18 protein-coding genes and 1 pseudogene are annotated in these 16530 nt (G+C 73.9%); 9 read left to right on the top strand and 10 right to left on the bottom strand.

Translation table 11 applies throughout. The features are described from left to right. Positions 1–80: 80 nt before the first annotated feature. Positions 81–653 carry a TIGR03086 family metal-binding protein gene (locus OG974_RS03290; RefSeq protein WP_329315083.1) on the bottom strand — a complete coding sequence of 191 codons (573 nt, stop codon included), beginning with the start codon at positions 651–653 and terminating at the stop codon, positions 81–83. A gap of 193 nt (positions 654–846) precedes the next feature. Here OG974_RS03290 and OG974_RS03285 point away from each other — a divergent pair, with 193 nt between their 5' ends. After that, entirely contained in the window at positions 847–1665 is an 819-nt protein-coding gene (locus tag OG974_RS03285) for a methyltransferase domain-containing protein (RefSeq protein WP_327279436.1), read from the top strand. A 100-nt stretch (positions 1666–1765) separates the two neighbouring features. Here the strand turns inward: OG974_RS03285 and OG974_RS03280 are convergent, their stop codons facing one another. The 3 genes from OG974_RS03280 to OG974_RS03270 form a co-directional block, all read right to left on the bottom strand. Continuing rightward, positions 1766–3733 (bottom strand): DUF5107 domain-containing protein, encoded by a 1968-nt coding sequence (locus OG974_RS03280; RefSeq protein ID WP_328764259.1) that lies wholly within the window; start codon positions 3731–3733, stop codon positions 1766–1768. An 89-nt stretch (positions 3734–3822) separates the two neighbouring features. Then, a complete protein-coding gene (locus OG974_RS03275; protein WP_327279434.1) occupies positions 3823–4722 on the bottom strand; it encodes an arginase family protein in 900 nt (299 codons plus the stop codon). A gap of 4 nt (positions 4723–4726) precedes the next feature. Further along, positions 4727–5305 carry a GNAT family protein gene (locus OG974_RS03270; RefSeq protein ID WP_327279433.1) on the bottom strand — a complete coding sequence of 193 codons (579 nt, stop codon included), beginning with the start codon at positions 5303–5305 and terminating at the stop codon, positions 4727–4729. A 35-nt stretch (positions 5306–5340) separates the two neighbouring features. On the opposite strand from OG974_RS03270, the gene OG974_RS03265 reads away from it, so the two are divergent. Genes OG974_RS03265 through OG974_RS03250 form a run of 4 tightly spaced genes read left to right on the top strand, consistent with a single transcriptional unit; the run spans position 5341 to position 6779 of the window. Then, positions 5341–6054 carry a hypothetical protein gene (locus OG974_RS03265; RefSeq protein WP_327279432.1) on the top strand — a complete coding sequence of 238 codons (714 nt, stop codon included), beginning with the start codon at positions 5341–5343 and terminating at the stop codon, positions 6052–6054. 52 nt (positions 6055–6106) lie between these two features. Further along, positions 6107–6505, top strand: coding sequence for a hypothetical protein (locus OG974_RS03260; protein WP_327279431.1), 399 nt, complete (start codon positions 6107–6109; stop codon positions 6503–6505). Next, on the top strand, positions 6481–6621 hold the full coding sequence (locus OG974_RS03255; RefSeq protein ID WP_371646713.1) for a hypothetical protein: 141 nt from the start codon (positions 6481–6483) through the stop codon (positions 6619–6621). The genes OG974_RS03260 and OG974_RS03255 overlap by 25 nt, the downstream gene beginning before the upstream one ends. Beyond that, complete coding sequence (locus tag OG974_RS03250) at positions 6561–6779, top strand: hypothetical protein (protein ID WP_328764257.1); 219 nt, start codon at positions 6561–6563, stop codon at positions 6777–6779. The genes OG974_RS03255 and OG974_RS03250 overlap by 61 nt, the downstream gene beginning before the upstream one ends. Before the next feature lie 101 nt (positions 6780–6880). On the opposite strand, the gene OG974_RS03245 is transcribed toward OG974_RS03250, so the two are convergent. The 5 genes from OG974_RS03245 to OG974_RS03225 form a co-directional block, all read right to left on the bottom strand. Next, positions 6881–8875: a prolyl oligopeptidase family serine peptidase gene (locus OG974_RS03245; RefSeq protein ID WP_327279429.1), complete on the bottom strand. Its 1995-nt coding sequence runs from the start codon at positions 8873–8875 to the stop codon at positions 6881–6883. Between the two features lie 13 nt (positions 8876–8888). Beyond that, positions 8889–10259, bottom strand: a complete 1371-nt coding sequence (locus OG974_RS03240; RefSeq protein WP_327279428.1) for a M20/M25/M40 family metallo-hydrolase — start codon at positions 10257–10259, stop codon at positions 8889–8891. A gap of 1 nt (position 10260) precedes the next feature. Beyond that, complete coding sequence (locus OG974_RS03235) at positions 10261–11094, bottom strand: M55 family metallopeptidase (RefSeq protein ID WP_328764254.1); 834 nt, start codon at positions 11092–11094, stop codon at positions 10261–10263. 272 nt (positions 11095–11366) lie between these two features. Beyond that, entirely contained in the window at positions 11367–11810 is a 444-nt protein-coding gene (locus tag OG974_RS03230; protein WP_327279426.1) for an SRPBCC family protein, read from the bottom strand. Between the two features lie 74 nt (positions 11811–11884). Next, complete coding sequence (locus OG974_RS03225; RefSeq protein WP_327279425.1) at positions 11885–12709, bottom strand: hypothetical protein; 825 nt, start codon at positions 12707–12709, stop codon at positions 11885–11887. A 107-nt stretch (positions 12710–12816) separates the two neighbouring features. Here OG974_RS03225 and OG974_RS03220 point away from each other — a divergent pair, with 107 nt between their 5' ends. The 4 genes and pseudogenes from OG974_RS03220 (at position 12817) to OG974_RS03205 (ending at position 15761) form a co-directional block, all read left to right on the top strand. After that, positions 12817–12957 carry a hypothetical protein gene (locus OG974_RS03220; protein WP_327279424.1) on the top strand — a complete coding sequence of 47 codons (141 nt, stop codon included), beginning with the start codon at positions 12817–12819 and terminating at the stop codon, positions 12955–12957. 277 nt (positions 12958–13234) lie between these two features. Next, positions 13235–13582, top strand: a pseudogene (locus OG974_RS03215) (radical SAM protein); the annotation flags it as partial. Positions 13583–13694: 112 nt separating this feature from the next. Beyond that, positions 13695–15302, top strand: a complete 1608-nt coding sequence (locus OG974_RS03210) for an alpha/beta hydrolase (protein ID WP_328764252.1) — start codon at positions 13695–13697, stop codon at positions 15300–15302. Between the two features lie 24 nt (positions 15303–15326). After that, complete coding sequence (locus OG974_RS03205) at positions 15327–15761, top strand: RidA family protein (RefSeq protein WP_327279422.1); 435 nt, start codon at positions 15327–15329, stop codon at positions 15759–15761. A 45-nt stretch (positions 15762–15806) separates the two neighbouring features. Here the strand turns inward: OG974_RS03205 and OG974_RS03200 are convergent, their stop codons facing one another. After that, positions 15807–16358: an adenylosuccinate lyase gene (locus OG974_RS03200; RefSeq protein WP_327279421.1), complete on the bottom strand. Its 552-nt coding sequence runs from the start codon at positions 16356–16358 to the stop codon at positions 15807–15809. Positions 16359–16530 lie beyond the last annotated feature (172 nt).

Below are 16530 nucleotides of genomic sequence, written 5' to 3'. Positions count from 1 at the left end.
TGCCCTTTATACGGTTATTTGCCGTGGTGCGCCTGTTCTCGCCTCGACCGCCGGGCTCTCGACCGCGGGGGCCCGGGGCCTCAGCCCTGCCGGCCCACCAGGGCCAGCAGTCGGGTCTGGGCGTCCGCGCCCGCCGGCACGTCCAGCGGCGCGGCGAACATTCCGCTGGCCGCGAGCCCGTCGGCGTACGGCATGACCTCCTTGAGGGCGAACTCGACGAGACCGTCGGGGATCCGGTCGTCGGCGCCGATGCCGCGCGCGAGGTCCCAGGCGTGCACGACGCAGTCGGCGGTCTGCTCGGCGCAGTACGCCCGGCCCAGTGCGGGCCCGTACGAGAGCCGCACCGTGCGGTCCAGCGCCCCAGGAACAGTGAAGGCGGCCCGGGCGCCGGCCGCTGCCCGCTCCCAGGCGCCTGCCGGGTCCCGGCCGAGCACGTCGCCGGAGAACGCGTCGCCGATCTCCTCGACGGTGCGACCCTCGGTGACCATCGGCGGGATCCAGAGCAGTTCGCCGGTGACGTGGTTGACCAGGTCGCGCACGGACCATTGCGTACAGGGGGTCGGGGCGCCCCACTGGTCCTCCTGGACGGCGCGTACCCGCTCGCCGAAGAACCGCAGGGCCTCGGCGTGCCGTTCGAGCAGCGTGTCCGGCATGGCTCTCACCGTCCTCCGCCAGGGTGCCGGCCTCTGCAGCCCACTGTCCTCGCCCCCACCTCGACCTGCCACTGACCCGGGCAGTTCCCTTGCGTTGCAAGGATGCTGTCCACATATCAAAACACATATCTCATATCCCGAACTCATCCCCTACGGTGATCACAACGCTTCAACGACGAGGAGGAGTCGGGCCATGAGCGCCGAGGAAAAGGCTGTCTACACGCACGGGCACCACGAATCCGTGCTGCGCTCGCACCGCTGGCGCACCGCCGCGAACTCCGCGGCCTACCTGATCGGCGAGCTGCGGCCGGGGATGTCGGTCCTGGACGTGGGCTGCGGGCCGGGCACGATCACGGCGGACCTGGCGGAACTGGTGGCGCCGGGCGGCCGGGTGACGGCGGTCGACGCGGCGCAGGACGTGCTGGAGCAGGCCGCGGAGCACGTGCGGGGGCGGGGCCTGGACGGGGCGGTCACCTTCGCCACCGCGGACGTCCACGCACTGGACTTCCCGGACGACTCCTTCGACGTGGTCCACGCCCACCAGGTGCTCCAGCACGTGGGCGACCCGGTGCGGGCGCTGCGCGAGATGCGGCGCGTGTGCCGGCCGGGCGGGATCGTGGCCGCCCGGGACGCGGACTACGCGGCGATGACCTGGTACCCGCAGGAGCCGGTCCTGGACGAGTGGCTGAGCCTGTACCGCCGGGTGGCCCGCGCGAACGGCGGCGAACCCGACGCCGGGCGCCGCCTGCTGTCCTGGGCGAAGGCGGCGGGCTTCACTCGGGTGACCCCGTCGGCGACGGCCTGGTGCTACGCCACCCCGGAGGAGACCGCATGGTGGTCCGCCCTGTGGGCCGACCGCACGACGGCCTCGGCGTACGCGACCATCGCGACGGACGCCGGTCATGCGACCCCGGCCGGGCTGGCCGCCATCGCGGACGCCTGGCACCGCTGGGGCGCGGCCCCGGACGCCTGGTTCTCGGTCCTGAACGGCGAAATCCTGGCCAGGGCCTGACCCGGGCAGCCCCACCCGTCAGCCCCACCCGTCAGCCCGAACCGTCAGTCCGGATCCGCCGCCCGATCCGGGTCGGCCGATCCGGCGGGGAAACCGCGCCCTATGTCGGCGGGCGCATGCGGAAGTCGTACGAGGGGGGCAGCGGGCGGTCCGTCACGCGGGCCCAGACCTCCGAGAGGATCTCGTCACCCTCACGGAGGTCGGGCAGTTCGAAGCCCTCCTCGAACACCCTGCGGGCGGCGCCCACATGGCCCTCCGCCGCCAGCAGCCGCGCGGCCAGCAGGCGGAACCGGCCCTCCTCGCGGAGCGACGGCCGCAGCCGGTCCCACACCGCCCGCGCCGCCGGCAACCGTCCGGCGGCCAGCAGGGTCGTCATCGCCTCCCGCCCCAGCGCCGACTCGGCGGCCGTCCACGGCTCGCCGCCCCGGCTCTCCTCGGCCAGGTCTTCGAAGGCCTCGGCGAACCGCTGCGCCGCCCTCGCCGGGTCACCGGCCACCACGTCCGCCACCGCCAGGCAGCGCAGCAGCGGCCACCGCGAGGGGGCGAGCGCCAGGCCTCGCTCCCAGCTGCGCACCGCCTGCGCCACATCGCCCGCATGCCACTGGGCCACGCCCAGGTGGAACTCGGTCAGCGGATCGGCCTGGGCCGTCTCCAGCATGTCCCGCCAGTGCGGGGCGACCAGGCTGGGCCCGGGCGGCGTCACCCGCCGCGGGGCTGGGAAGACCCCGGTGCGCCACAGTTCCAGCCAGGGCGCCTGGGCGTCGCCGAGCCCCGATTCCGGGAAGGGGGTGCCGGGCAGCTCGTGCCCGGCGCACAGCACCTCCAGTGCACCCCATCCCGAGCCGGCGGCCAGCCGTTCCCCCGGCTCGGTGTCGGCGCAGCCGCGCCATGCCTCGTACGCCTCTTCGACCCGCTCCGGGGGCAGGGCGGCGGCCAGGGCCGTCTGTGCGGCGGACCGGGCCGCCCGCCAGTCGGGGCCGTGCACCGGCGCCGGGTCCACGGACAGGGGCCCGTACGCCTCCAACCAGCTGAACTCCGCCCCGGCCTCCAGCCGTACGTGCTCCAGCTGGGTACGGGCGAGGCCCGCCTGGATCTCGGCGTAGCCGCCCGTCCCCGGCTCGGTCAGCCATTCCTGCCAGCGCCGGCCGCCCTCCCCCGCACCCCAGACGAACAGCTTGCGCCCGCGCAGCTGGGCCGTGGACGTCTGGACGAGCCCGTGCCCCTCGGCGTCCAGCGAGGCGATCCAAGGCCGGGCCCCGTCCGCGACCTCGTAGAAGAAGTCGGCCGGGTAGGTGCTGCGCAGCGGGTAGGTGCGGTCCTCGCCCTCCCACTGCGGTACGGGGATGCGGCGCAGCGCGCGCTCGTACCCGAAGTGCCAGGCCTCGTCGGCGGGGGCGAGCACCCGCGTGCCCGGGTTCTCCGGTACGGCGGTGTTGGACCACCAGTACACGGGGGCGGGGCGTTCGTGCGGGTTGCGGACGCGGACGCCGACGTAGAGGAACTCCGAGTCGTCGGGCAGCCACAGGTCCACCTGGAACGGGAGGTCGCGCAGCCGCTCCCATTCCCAGAGGCGGACCATCACGCCCCCGTCCGGCGCCGGTACGAGCGCCGCGTGCAGCGGCGCGCAGGAGAGGGTGGTGTGGCCGGTGGCACCGATGTTCCACTCGATGCCGCCGGAGAACCAGGCGCCGTTGAGGGCGAAGTTGGCGGGCTGGAACACCGGGTTGCGGTAGAGCAGTTCACGGCCGGTGGGCAGGTGCACGAGGGAGTGGACCCGGCCGCCGAGCCCGGGCAGCACGGTGACGCGCAGGTGTGCGTTCTCGATGACGACGGCCTCGAACTCGCCTTCACGCCTGCGCCGCTGGTATCCGTCCAGCAGCCGGACGGGCAGCAGCGAGCGCAGCGGCTCGTACCCGATCTGCCGGGCCATGTCGCGCGGGAGTTCCTCCCGCGTGCGCTCGTCCAGGGTGTGCACGTCGGCGGGGGCGCGCAGGACGGGTAGCGGGTTCTCGGGGCCCAAGGGGGCTGCGGGCAGGGTCAGTACGGCGCGGCGGACGGTGGTGGCCATGCAGGAAATGGAACACGCCACTGCGGCCGGTGCACAGGGGTTCCGCGGATCACCACCGGTCAGGATTGCGCAAAGCCCTGGCCGGAGCGCTACGCGAACGCCCCCACGACCAGGTCGGCGAGCAGCGCCCCGGCCCGCAGGTCCGGGTCGAGGTCCGGGTCGTAGATCGTGACGTTGAGGCCGACGCAGCGCGGGGAGCCGACCAATACGGAGAGCAGCTCGGCGAGTTCGCCGGGGAGCAGGCCGCCGGGGTCGGGGCTGTCGACCGCGGGCATCACGTCCGGGTCCAGTACGTCGGCGTCCAGGTGGACCCAGAACCCATCGGTGTCCGGCGGGTGCAGTCCGTCCAGCGCGGCGCGCGCCACTGCTGCGGCTCCGCGTGCGCGGATGTCCCCGACGGTGGCCGTGGAGATCCCCGCGGCGCGCAGCTCCGGCAGGTCCCCGTCGCCGTCGCGCAGCCCGAAGAGCCGTACGTCCTCGTCGCGGAGGTAGGGGCCCAGCCCTTCCAGGTCGGCGAGGACGGCCTGGCCGCGGCCGGTGGCGAGGGCGAGCTCCTCACCGGCGGCGGCTCCGACGGGGCCGTTGACGGCCTCGTTGCCGGGGTGGCGGAAGTCGGCGGAGCCGTCGATCGCGGCCAGCCCGTACCGTCCCACGCGGCGCATGGCGAGGCTGGCGCCGAGCTGGATCGAGCAGTCCCCGCCGAGGACGACCGGGAACTCCCCGGCGCGCAGGTGCTTTTCGATCCGGTCGGCGAGGGCGACGGTGTAGGTGGCGAGCGGGCCGGAGTGGAAGACCCCGTCGCCCTCACGCCAGTTGCCGCGGTCGTAGCGCGGCGGCACCACGACCCCGCCCTCGCGGGCGCCGAGCCGGCTCAGCAGACCCTGGTCGCGCAGGGCGCCCGCCAGTTTGTAGACGCCGGGGACGGTGGCGGGTGCGGGCGGGCGCAGGCCCAGGTTGGACGGGGCGTCGAGGAGGACCAGGCTTCGCATCTCCTCATCCTGCGCGATCGGCGGCCGTGGGACCCGCCATTTCGACGGTGATCGCCCATCGCTCGTGGTCGCGCCACGCCCCGTCGACGAAGAGGAAGTCCGGCGAGAGCCCCTCCAGTCGGAAGCCGGCCCCGCGGACCAGGGCCAGGGAGGCCTCGTTGTCCGGCTGGATGTTGGCCTCCAGCCGGTGCAGCCCCAGACCGCCCTCGCTCTCGGGGGCGAAGGCGTGCGCCACGACGAGCCGAAGCGCCTCCCGGAACAGCCCCCGCCCGGCGGCGTGCGCGAAGGCGCCGTAGCCGAGCGCTCCGCAGTCGAAGGCGCCGTGGACGATGTTGTTGATGTTGACGAAGCCGGCGATGGCCCCGGTCTCGCGCTCGCACACCAGGAAGCCCACCCGGGTCCCGCCCTCGATCAGGGACGTCGCGTACGGCTCGTACTCCTCGATCGTCTCCGGCGGGGACAGCCAGGGGTGGTGGAGGTGCCGGCTCTCGTGCACGTGCGTGGTGAACTCGGGGCCGTCGGCGAGCCGGAAGGGCCGCAGTCCGACGTGCTCCCCCTCGCGCAGGTACGTGGAATATGGCATCTGCCCAGGCTAGGGGTTGTGGCAATATTCCCGGCGTGATCATCACCCCGGACATCGAAGAACTCCTGCACGCGGCGGTACGCAACAACGCCGCGTGGTGCGCGGCGGTCAGTGGCGGCGGCGTGTTCGCGCCGGCGGTGTGGACCAGCGCTCGCCGCACTCCGCCGTACTACCCCGACGGCGTGACCCTGACCCGCAACGCCTCGGCGGACGCACTGTTGGCGGGGATGGACACCGACTCCCCCGGCTGCTCGGTGAAGGACAGCTTCGCCTCGCTCGACCTGGCCCCGGCGGGCTTCGAGGTGCTGTTCGGCGCCGAGTGGGTCCACCGCCCGGCGGACGCCCCGGCTCCGGCCGCCTCCGCCCTGGCCTGGACCCGCGTCGACGGCGCCGGGGAGCTGGACGCCTGGGAGGCGGCCTGGGACGGTGAGGAGAGCACCGGCCTGTTCCACGGGGGCCTGCTCACGCCGGAGATCGCCTTCCTCGCGGGACGGGACGCCGACGGGCGCATCGTCGCCGGGGCCGCCGCCAACCGGACGGGCGGGGTCGTCGGCCTCTCCAACGTGTTCGCCGCGGACGGCACCCCGGACGACGAAGCCTGGACGGGCGCCCTCACCCTGGTCACGGCCCTGTGGCCGGGCCTCCCGGTCGTCGGCTACGAAGCCGGGGACGACCTGGACACCGCCGTCCGCCACGGCTTCACCCCGCTGGGCCCGCTCCGCGTCTGGCTGCACACGGCCCAGCCGTAGTCACGCTGCTAAAATTGGGTGATTCTGCCCGAAACAGGGTTGGGGTGAGTGCATGCGGACCTCCCGAACGGCGTCCCGCGCGACTCACCCCACGCACCGGCGCACGGCACTGCTCGCGCCATGCGTGGCCCTGTTGATCGCGGGCGGCGCTCTGCCGCCCGCCTCGGCCGTGGCGGCGCTCGCGGCCCCGTCGCCGACGCCCGCTCCCGCGGCGACGATGCCCCCGCCCGCCCCCACCCGCATCCCGTCGCCCCTGAAGCCGATCAAGCCGGCCGCCTTCCAGGCCGTGGTCGACCGGGCGGCGAAGGAAGCTGATGGTCCCCGGCGCGGTGGTACTGCTGCTGCCCCGCAGGGCACCTTCCGGGAGGTCACCGGCACGTCGGAACTGGGCACCGCGAAACCGCCCGGCACCGGCGACCATTCCGGATCGCCTCGAACACCAAGACCATGACGGCGGCGCTCATCACGCTCCTCGCCCAGGACGGCAGGATCAAGCTGGGCGATCCGTGTCCGATTACGTGGCCGGGGTTCCGGACGGTACGCACATCACCCTCGCCGACCTGCTGAAAATGCGCAGCGGGCTGTACGACTACACCAGCGCACCCGCCCTCGCGATGATGCTGGACGCCGACCCGGGGAAGGCGTGGACACCGCAGGAGGCGCTGGCCCTCGCGTTCCGCCACGCGCCGCGTTCCAGGACCGCCTGCTCGGCCCGATCGGGCTGAAGGGGACCTCGCTGCCCGCCGCCGACGACCGTTCCCTACCCGAGCCGTACTCCCACGGCTACGTGTACGGCGGTTCGGCCACCTGCGGGAGCGCCCCTCGGCTAGGGCCCGGTCGGGTCCAGGGCGAGACGGGGGACGTCCGGCCGGTCGAACCCGAACACCTGGGCGTACAGGGAGAGTTCCGCCTCCAGCGCCCGGACCATGGTGTCCGCACGCCGGAACCCGTGGCCCTCGCCCTCGAAGGCGACGTACGCGTGCGGCACCGGGCGCCCCCGCAGGGCCGCCAGGAAGCGCTCCGCCTGGGCCGGCGGGCAGACCGGGTCGTCCAGGCCCTGGAGCAGTACGAAGGGGGCGGTGATCCGGTCGGCGCGGGCGACCGGTGAGCGCTCGCGGCAGCGCACGGCCAAGGTCTGCGGGGGCCCGGCCAGGCCGTCGATGTAACGGGACTCCAGGTCGTGGGTCTCCTCGGCGAAGCCCAGCAGGTCCAGGACGGGGTAGATGATCGCGGCGCAGGCGTACAGGTCGCCGGCGGCCAGCGAGGCCGCCGCCGTCCAGCCGCCCGCGCTGCCGCCCCGGATGGCGAGGCGATCCGGGTCCGCGGTGCCCTCGGCGGCCAGCGACCTGGCCACCGCCGCGCAGTCCTCCACGTCGACGACGCCCCACTGCTCGCGCAGCCGCTCCCGGTAGGCGCGCCCGTAGCCGCTGGAGCCGCCGTAGTTCACCTCCGCCACGCCGATGCCGCGCGAGGTGAAGTAGGCGATGTGCAGGTCGAGTACGGGCGGCACGTGGTCGGTGGGGCCACCGTGCACCCAGATCACGTACGGGGGCAGTTCGTCGGCGGGCGCCCGGCGCGCGGGGTGGTGCGGCGGGTAGACGTGGGCGTGGATCTCCCGACCGCCCTGGCCGAGGAAGGTCCGGGTCTGTGGTTCCGGATAGTACGAGGGGTCCACCGGGTCCACCCCGGCCGCGCCGACCACGCGGGCGTGTCCGTCCTCGGTGTCGAGCTCCACCACCTCGTAGGCGCTGCGCGGGCTGGCCGCGACCCCGTAGACGCGGGTGCCGTGCGCGGCGAGGGTGGGCTGCCAGGCCGTCCACGGCCCGGCGGCGTCCACCAGGTCGCCGCTCTCCGGGTCGAGGACGCCGAGCACCGAGGAGCCCTGGCCGTGCAGGACGGCCAGGAGCCCGCCGGGCAGCGGGGCCAGCCAGCTCAGCCCGGGTTTCCACAGGGGGCCGCCGAACTCCTCCTCGCGCGGGCACAGGTTGACGGCCTCGCCGGTCGCCGGGTCCACCCGGTACGGGTTCCACCAGCCGCTGCGGTCGCTGACGGCGAGGAGGTCGCCGCGGGGGGTCCACTCCACCTGGGCCACGGCCTCCTCGGGGCCGCCCAGTACGGTACGGGCCCCGCTCAGCTTCCCGTCGGGCCCGACCTCGGCGAGCCGCACCTCGGTACCGTCCCACGGCATCCGGGGGTGGTCCCACACCAGCCAGGCCGCGTGCAGCCCGTCGGGGGAGAGCCGCGGCCCGGTGGTGAACCGGTGCCGGTCGTCGGTGAGTTCGCGTACGCGGGAGCGGTCCCCGGCAGCGGCGCCGTCCAACGGTACGGCGGCCAGCACCCGGCGCACGTCGGTCGGGGCCGGCCCGGTGAACTCCTCCAGGACGCACCAGACTTCGTCCCCGCGCAGGACCGGATCGGCCCAGCGCAGTCCACCTCCGACCGCGGAGACGGGGGTGAGGGGCCGCGGGGGCGCACCGTCCGGGGCGTCTGGTTCGAAGGCGTACATCCGCTGGTCGGCGAAGTGGACGAACACCACCAGGGGTCCGCCCGCGGTCCGTTCGGTGCCGGCCCAGGGCCGGCCCCCGTACTCGGTGACGCGGCTGCGGACGTTCCACGGGGCGGGCAGCACCGAGGTCTCGGGGCCGCCGTCGGCGGGCCTGCGCACCAAGGTGCGGCGGCCACCCTCGGTCGGCCGGGGCTCGGTCCACCACACCTCGGGGCCGACGGTGGCGACGTACTCGGGCCGCCCGTCGAGCGAGGCGGCGACAGCCGCGTCGATGGGCGAGGGCCAGCTGCCGTAGGGCCCGGTCGGCACCGCCATCACCGGCTCCCCCTCACAAGGTCCGCAGGGCGTGGTCGAGGACGCGCACCCCGAAGTGCAGGGCGTCGACGGGGACCCGCTCGTCCACGCCGTGGAACAGGGACCAGTAGTCGAAGCCCGGGGGCAGCTTCAGCGGGGAGAAGCCGTATCCGGTGATCCCGAGCCGGGAGAACTGCTTGGCGTCGGTGCCGCCCGCCATGCAGAACGGCACCACGTGGCCGTCGGGGTCGAAGCGCTCCACGGATTCGCGCAGGATCCCGTACGTCCGCCCGTCCACGGGGGCTTCGAGGGCCACCTCGCGGTGGTGGAACTCCCAGGTGACGTCGGGGCCGGTGAGGGCGTCGAGCGTGGCGATGAACTCGGCCTCGCCGCCGGGCAGCACCCGCCCGTCCACGTACGCGGTGGCCGTCCCCGGAATCACGTTGAGCTTGTAACCGGCGCTGAACATCGTCGGGTTGGCGCTGTTGCGTACGGTCGCCTCCACGAGGAGGCCGGCCGGGCCGAGCTTGCCGAGGACCGCGTCGAGGTCGAATCCGCGGGCGCGGGGGGCGACCGACAGGCCCTGGAGGGCGGCGAGTTCGGTGATGCAGGCGACGACCGTGTCGGTGAGCCGGACGGGCCACCGGTACTCGCCGATCCGGGCCACGGCGGCGGCGAGTCGGCTGACGGCATTGGCCCGGTTCGGCTTGGAACCGTGCCCGGCCGTGCCGTGGGCGGTCAACTTGAGCCAGGCGGTGCCGCGTTCACCGGCGGCGATCGGGTAGAGGGCCTGGCCGGGGCCGTTGTGCACCGTGAAGGCACCGGATTCGCTCAGGCCCTCGGTGCAGCCGTCGAACAGGTGCGGGTGCTGGTCGGCCAGGAATCCCGAGCCGTCGACCGCGCTGTCCTCCTCGTCGGCGGTGTAGGCGATGACGACGTCCCGGCGGGGCTTGACCCCCGCGCGCGCCCAGGCCCGTACGACGGCCAGCACCATCGCGTCCATGTTCTTCATGTCGACGGCGCCGCGGCCCCAGACCACACCGTCGCGGACCTCCCCGGAGAAGGGGTCCACGCTCCAGTCGGCGGGTTCGGCGGGGACCACGTCGAGGTGGCCGTGGACGAGGAGGGCCTCGGCGCCCGGGTCGGTGCCCTCGATCCGGGCCACCACGTTGGTGCGGCCGGGGGTGCGTTCGAGGAGGACCGGTTCCAGGCCGGCCGCGGCGAGCCGCTCGGCGACGTACTCGGCGGCGGGGCGCTCGCGGCAGTCGCCGCCGCCGCGGTTGGTGGTGTCGATGCGGATCAGGCCGGAGGTGAACTCGACGGCTTCGTCGAGCGCCGTCCGGTCCACCGGGTCCGCTACGGATCCGGGCTCCCCGGCGGGGCTCTCCTGGGTGACTGCGGGCATGTCAGCCATACTGCTCCTCCACGGCCGCCGAGACGACCGTCGTGACCGCCTTGAAGGCCCGGATCCCCTCGTACATCGTCTCGCTTGTGTACGCGACCCTGCGTTCCCCGGAGCGTTCGACGCCCGGGACGACGGTCGCCGTCGTCGCCAGGTGCTCCGCGTCGAACTCCAGCTCCACGGCGTACGGGCCGCCGCGCACCGGCTCCCGGCGGACGGCGAGGGCCGTGGCCTCCTTGGCGGCGGCCCGGATGTCGGCGGCGGTGCGGGCCGGGGTGCGGCAGACCGCGGCGTAGCGGGAGACGTGGTCCTTGACGGCGACCTTGACCGCGTCCGGCGCGTAGCCGTCGGCGTCGACGCAGGTCAGGTCGTCGCCGGTGACGAGGACGACCGGCACTCCGTACTCGGCGACGACATGCGCGTTGAGCAGGCCCTCGCTCGCACGGACGCCGTTCAGCCAGACCCCGGTGATGGAGTTGGCGAGGTAGGTGTGGGCGAGGACGCCGGGCGTGCCGGCGCCGGTGTGGTAGCCGACGAACGCGACGCCGTCGACGTCGCCGTGCTGGACGCCCTCGACCATGCTGAGGGACTTGTGGCGGCCGGTGAGCATCTCGGCCCGCTCGTCGAGCTGTTCGAGCAGCAGGTTCCGCATGGTCCAGTGGGCCTCGTTGATGAGGACCCGGTCGGCGCCGCCGTCGAGGAAGCCGAGCACGGCCGCGTTCACGTCGGAGGTGAACAGGTGGCGGCAACGCTCCCACTCGGGGGTGCCGGGCAGGACGTCGGCGGGCCAGGTGACGCCCGTGGCGCCTTCCATGTCGGCGGAGACGAGGATCTTCATCGGGCCCCCCGGGGCGGTCGGCTGCGCACGGCGCGGCCGACACGGACGGACCGTCCACGCAGGCCCCCAGCCTAGCCGCCCGGGCCCGTCCCGGCCGGGGACCACGCCAGGGGCGCGCCGGGGAAACGGCCCCGGAGGCGGCGCCGGGCGCAGCCGCCGCGCGCCGCTGCGGACGAGGGGCGGGCCGGGGGCGCTGCCGGGGGCTCGGTCCGGCCGGAAACTCCACCCGATCCGGTGAGCCGCCCCACGCCGCGGCCGGGCAATGACCTTGCTCAGCCCTCGACTTCGGCGGCCAGGTTGGCCAGCAGGGTGTCGTAGATGCGGCCGAGGCCCTTGGGGGCGAAGGTGCGCTCGAAGAAACCGCCGATGCCGCCGGCGCCGTTCCAGACGGTGGTGACCACGGCCTTGGACTTGCCCTCGCCGGCCGGGGTGACGACCCAGGTGGTCACCATGCTGGAGTTGCGGTCCTTCTCCACGAGCTGGCCGTCGGTGGGCTCGGTGACCTCCAGCAGGCAGTCGCGCACGCGCTTGCTGGTGGCCTGGAGCTTCCAGTGGACGAGGGTGCCCTCGCCGTCGCCGCCCTCGCGCACCTCGTACTCGCTGAAGTGCTCGGGCAGCAGCTTGCCCCGGGTTCCCGTGTAGTCCGCCAGCGCGTCGAACACCGTCTCCGCGTCGGCCGCGATGATCCGCTCCGTGGTGGCCTCGACCTGCGCCATAGCTGTTCCTCCAGCAGTTGTGTCCGCTCGTCGCGGCAAGCCAACCACCTCCGGGGCACGCGCCCAAATCCGGGTCAGACGTGACGGCGGAGAAAGACGAGGAGCGCGTCCCCGCGGAGAGCCTCCAAGTACCGGTGCGCGGCGCTCCAGGAGGGCTCCGTGAGCGGAGGCGCGTGCGGGCATGCAGCGCGGCTGCCGCAGGCACCGTGTACGGGCTCCTCGCCGCTCTCGCACCACCACCCGTCGAGGGTGAGGACACTGCTCGCGACCAGCAGCTGCGAGGCGTGCCGTGCGGCGAAATCCGCCCGACCCAGACGCATGACGCTCTCGGCGGCGCCCTCGTGGAGGAAGCTCCGGCCGTGCAGGCGCCCTCGGTGCGCGGCGCGCAGTGCGTCGACCCCCTCCCGGTAGGCGGCGACCAGGGGTTGCGCGTCGAACGCCGCGCGGCCCTCCGCCCCGGCCCGGCGCCCCGCCTCGCGCTCGGCCGGGGTGGTCCGGGGCCCGGTCGACGCTGCGCCGCGCGGCTGTGCCGGCGGGTGACTGCGGGACGGTTCCCGCCACAGGTCCCAGGCCGGGGCGGCGAAGGCGGCGGCCTCGGCCCTGATCCCGGCGAAGGCCAGCGCCTCGCGGGGGCCGCCGGGGCACGTGCCGGGCAGGCTCGGGGCCCGGGTGCCGTCCCCGCTCACGTCGTGCACGATCCGCGGGTCGTCCTCGTACCCGGCCGCCAGGTGGAAGCCACCCCCGTCGGATCCGCCGTGGACGGACCAGCCGTCCCAGATGTCGAGCTCCTCGCCCCGGCTGTGGTCGAGCTCGAACGGGGCCATGGCCTCGGCGATCGCCTCCTCCAGCCGGTTGCGGGCCCCGCCCGGCAGGCACACCACGATCCGCATCTTCGCCATGGCCGGAACCTGTCACAGCACCGCCGCGGCGATCGACACCTTTCCGCCCCACACGATCATGGGAACGTTTGTTCTATTCTCGGGGCGAGCTACCGAGGGAGGCGCTCATGCGCTGGGACAATCTGACGGACGGGCCCGCAGCCCCGGACATGACCGGGGCGCTCTTCGGGTCCGGCTCCGTCGTCGGTCCATCGGTCCAGACGAAAGACCCACAGGGCCCCGATTTCACCACGCTCCAGAGCCTGTAGAGCGAGATCCTGTTTCGGCACTTTCTTGGACCGGCGAAAGCGGGAGGCCGATCCAACCTCACGCCATACGTGGCGAACCGTCAGACCAAGCAGTTCGGCCGTCTTGCGGCCTCGGGCCTCCTGTGCGCTGACCGAGATTTCGCGGCGGCCGGTCTTGCTCTTGACCGCCTGACTCTTTCGGCACACCAAGTCGATGAGGTGGCCCGTGTCGTCCGTCTGGGTGCTCATGGCGGTCATATTTGCACGTCAGAGACACTTAGGGAGGTGTGCAACTTGCCTCGGGGACTCGCCGGAGCAACTGCGGGCCACCGTCCGGGCCGTCGCCGAGTCGGGGGCGACCTCCGTGACACCCCTGGTACTCCATCTGCGGCCGGGCGCCCGCGAGTGGTTCACGGCCTGGCTGCGCAACCACCACCCCCACCTGGTCGAACGGTACGAGCGCATGTACGCGGGAGGCTCGTACGCGCCGACCTGGTACCAGCGCCGGATCACCCGCCAAGTCCACGAACTCGCGGCGGAATTCGGCATCGGCCCCGCCCGGCCGGCCGAGGCCCGCAGGACACCCCTCCCCGAACGCCCCGCCGAGCCGGCTGCGGCCGGGCCCACACAGCTCAGCCTCCTGTGACCTCGTACGGCCCCTGAACGCTCATCACATCGGGCCAATCAGCAGCCCAATCCCGTCTTCCGGGCTCGGTTTCCGGGACGATTCCGCCCAGAACCCTCGGCTGGGAGGCCCCATGCTGCACCCCGCGAAGAAGCGCGGCCACTTCAAGAAGCGCGCCGTCGTCCTGCTGTCGATCGCCACGGCGACCGTGGCCGCCGCCGTCACGAGCCCGGCGGGCGCCGCCCCGTCGGCCGCGACCCCGGCCGGTACGACCCCGGCCGCCGCGCCCGCCGCGCTGCGCTGGACCGCCTGCACGACGCCGCGCTATCCGACGCTGCAGTGCGCCTCCCTCAAGGTCCCGCTCGACCACGACCACCCGGCCGGCCGGCAGATCTCCCTGGCCCTGACCAGGGTCCCGCACACCGCCGCCACGTCCCAGGGCCCGCTGCTGGTCAACCCCGGCGGCCCGGGCGGCAGCGGCCGGACCCTGGCCGGGTACATCGCGTCCGCGCTCCCCAAGGACGTGGCCGCCCAGTACGACGTGATCGGCTTCGACCCCCGGGGCGTCGGCAAGAGCGAGCCCACCCTGGACTGCGGGCCCGGCCACTTCACCCCGGTACGCCCGGACTCCGTGCCCCTCGACGCGCAGACCGAGCAGGCCAACCTGGACCGGGTGAAGTCCTTCGCCGAGTCCTGCCAGACCAAGCACGCGGACGTGCTCCCGTACATCGGCACCGTCTCGGCCGCCCGCGACATCGAGGTGCTGCGCGGCGCGCTGGGCGCGGCGAAGCTCAGCTACTTCGGCTACTCGTACGGGACCTACCTGGGCGCGGTGTACGCCAAGCTCCACCCGGACCGGGTGCACCGCCTCGTCCTGGACTCCGTGGTCGACCCGGGCGGGGTCTGGTACGAGGACAACCTCGCGCAGGACCAGGCGTTCGACGCCCGGCACAAGGCCTTCCTGGCATGGGTGGCCCAGTACGACGAGAAGTACGGGCTGGGCACCGACCCGGCGGAGGTCGAGGAACGCTGGTACGCGATGCGGGACTCCCTGCGCGCGACCCCGGCGGGCGGCAAGGTGGGCCCGGCGGAGCTGGAGGACACCTACATGCCGGGCGGCTACTACAACGGCTACTGGCCGGTGCTCGCCGAGGCCTTCTCCGCGTACGCGGCGAAGGCGGACCCCAAGCCGCTGGTGGCGGCGTACGAGCGGTTCGGGGCGGTGGAGCCCTCCGCGGGCAACAGCTACAGCGTGTACACGGCGGTGCAATGCCGTGACTCGGCCTGGCCGAAGGACTGGAACCAGTGGCGCGCGGACATGTGGCGCACCCACGCGAAGGCGCCGTTCATGACCTGGAACAACGCCTGGTACAACGCGCCGTGCGCGTTCTGGCGGACGGAGCCGCTGGCGGCGCCGGACGTGACCAACGCCGACCTCCCGCCGGCCCTGCTGCTCCAGGCGACGGACGACGCGGCGACCCCGTTCGAGGGAGCGCTGAGCATGAAGGGGAAGCTGAAGGGCGCGGCGCTGGTGGTCGAGGAGGGCGGCGGCAACCACGGGGTCTCGCTCAGCGGCAACAAGTGCCTGGACGAGAAGGTGGGGACGTACCTGCGAACGGGCGAGGCCTCGGACGCGACCTGCGCCGCCCAGCCGGCCCCGAAGCCGACCACGTCGACCCGGGCGGTCCCCCCGTCGGCGGGCGGCACGGCCCTCCACGGCCTCCTGGGATTCCGCGGCTGACCTCCGCCGGGCAGGATCATGGCCATGACCACCATGCCTGCGGCCACGCCCGCCCCCCACCACCTCACGCGCGTCTCCGCCCCCGAGGGCGTCGCCGCCAGCCCCCAGTACAGCCACGTCGTCTGGGGCACCGGGCGGTTCGTGGCCGTCTCCGGGCAGTGCGCCTTCGACGAGAAGGGCGAGGTGGTCGGCGAGGGCGACGCCGCCGCCCAGGCCCGGCAGGTGTTCGACAACCTGGGCCGGTGCCTGGCGGCGGCCGGGGCCACGTTCGACGACGTGGTGAAGCTGACCTACTTCGTCACGGACGTGGCCCACCTCCCGGCGCTGCGGCAGGCGCGCGACGCCGTCATCCCCGCCGACCGGCTGCCGGCGTCCTCGGCGGTCCAGGTCGCCGCCCTCGTCCGCCCCGAGCTCCTGCTGGAGGTGGAGGCCTTCGCGATCCTCCCGACGGGCGACTGAGCGCACTGCCAGGCCCGTGCCGGGGGCGGCGGGGTACGGGTGCGTTCAGCTCAGCCTGCGCAGCGCGGCGGTTGCCGCCCGTGCGAGGCGGGGGTGGGACTGGGCGCTGGTGAGGAGTTCGCGGGAGCGGGGGTCGGCGAGGGCGCCCAGGCCCTCGACGCAGGCCAGGGCCACCCGCCAGTACGGGTCGTGCGGGGACAGCAGCCGGGCCAGCGTGGCCATCAGGGCCGGCACCGATTCGGGGGCGCGCAGGGCCGTGAGGAGCCGGACCGGCTGGAGGGCGTAGGCCGTGCGCAGGGTGTTGGTGGCGAGTGCCGCCGCCGCCCGGGCGGTGCGCGGGTCGCCCAGTACGGCCAGGGCTTCGGCGGCGGCCGCGCAGCGGGGCGGGTCGCGGTGGTTGAGGAGCAGGACCAGGGCTTCGAAGGCCCGCCGGTCCCCGGCCAGGCCGAGGCGGTACGCGGCCAGTTCGCGGGCCCACAGGGGCAGGCCGGCGGAGGTCAGGGAGTCGGCCAGGGCGTCGGGGTCCGCGGCGAGCAGTTCCTCGTACCGGGGGGACGGTCCGGCTTCCGTTCGCAGGCGCTCCAGCACGTCGTTCACCCGGCCACCCTAGGGCGGCGCGGACGACGCCATGCGGGGTTTCCACAGATGGCTGATCGATGATCGATGATCGGTACATTTGGGCGGTACAGGTCACATCTCCGTGCTCTGGCGCGCCAGTTACCGGCGGGTTACGCTCCCTTCAACGTACGAGGCCGGCCTGGTGACGCAG

The organism is Streptomyces sp. NBC_00597 (assembly GCF_041431095.1).
Lineage (GTDB): Bacteria > Actinomycetota > Actinomycetes > Streptomycetales > Streptomycetaceae > Streptomyces.
The sequence above is the reverse complement of the archived record's forward strand: the minus strand, read 5'-3'. Positions and strand labels throughout refer to the sequence as shown.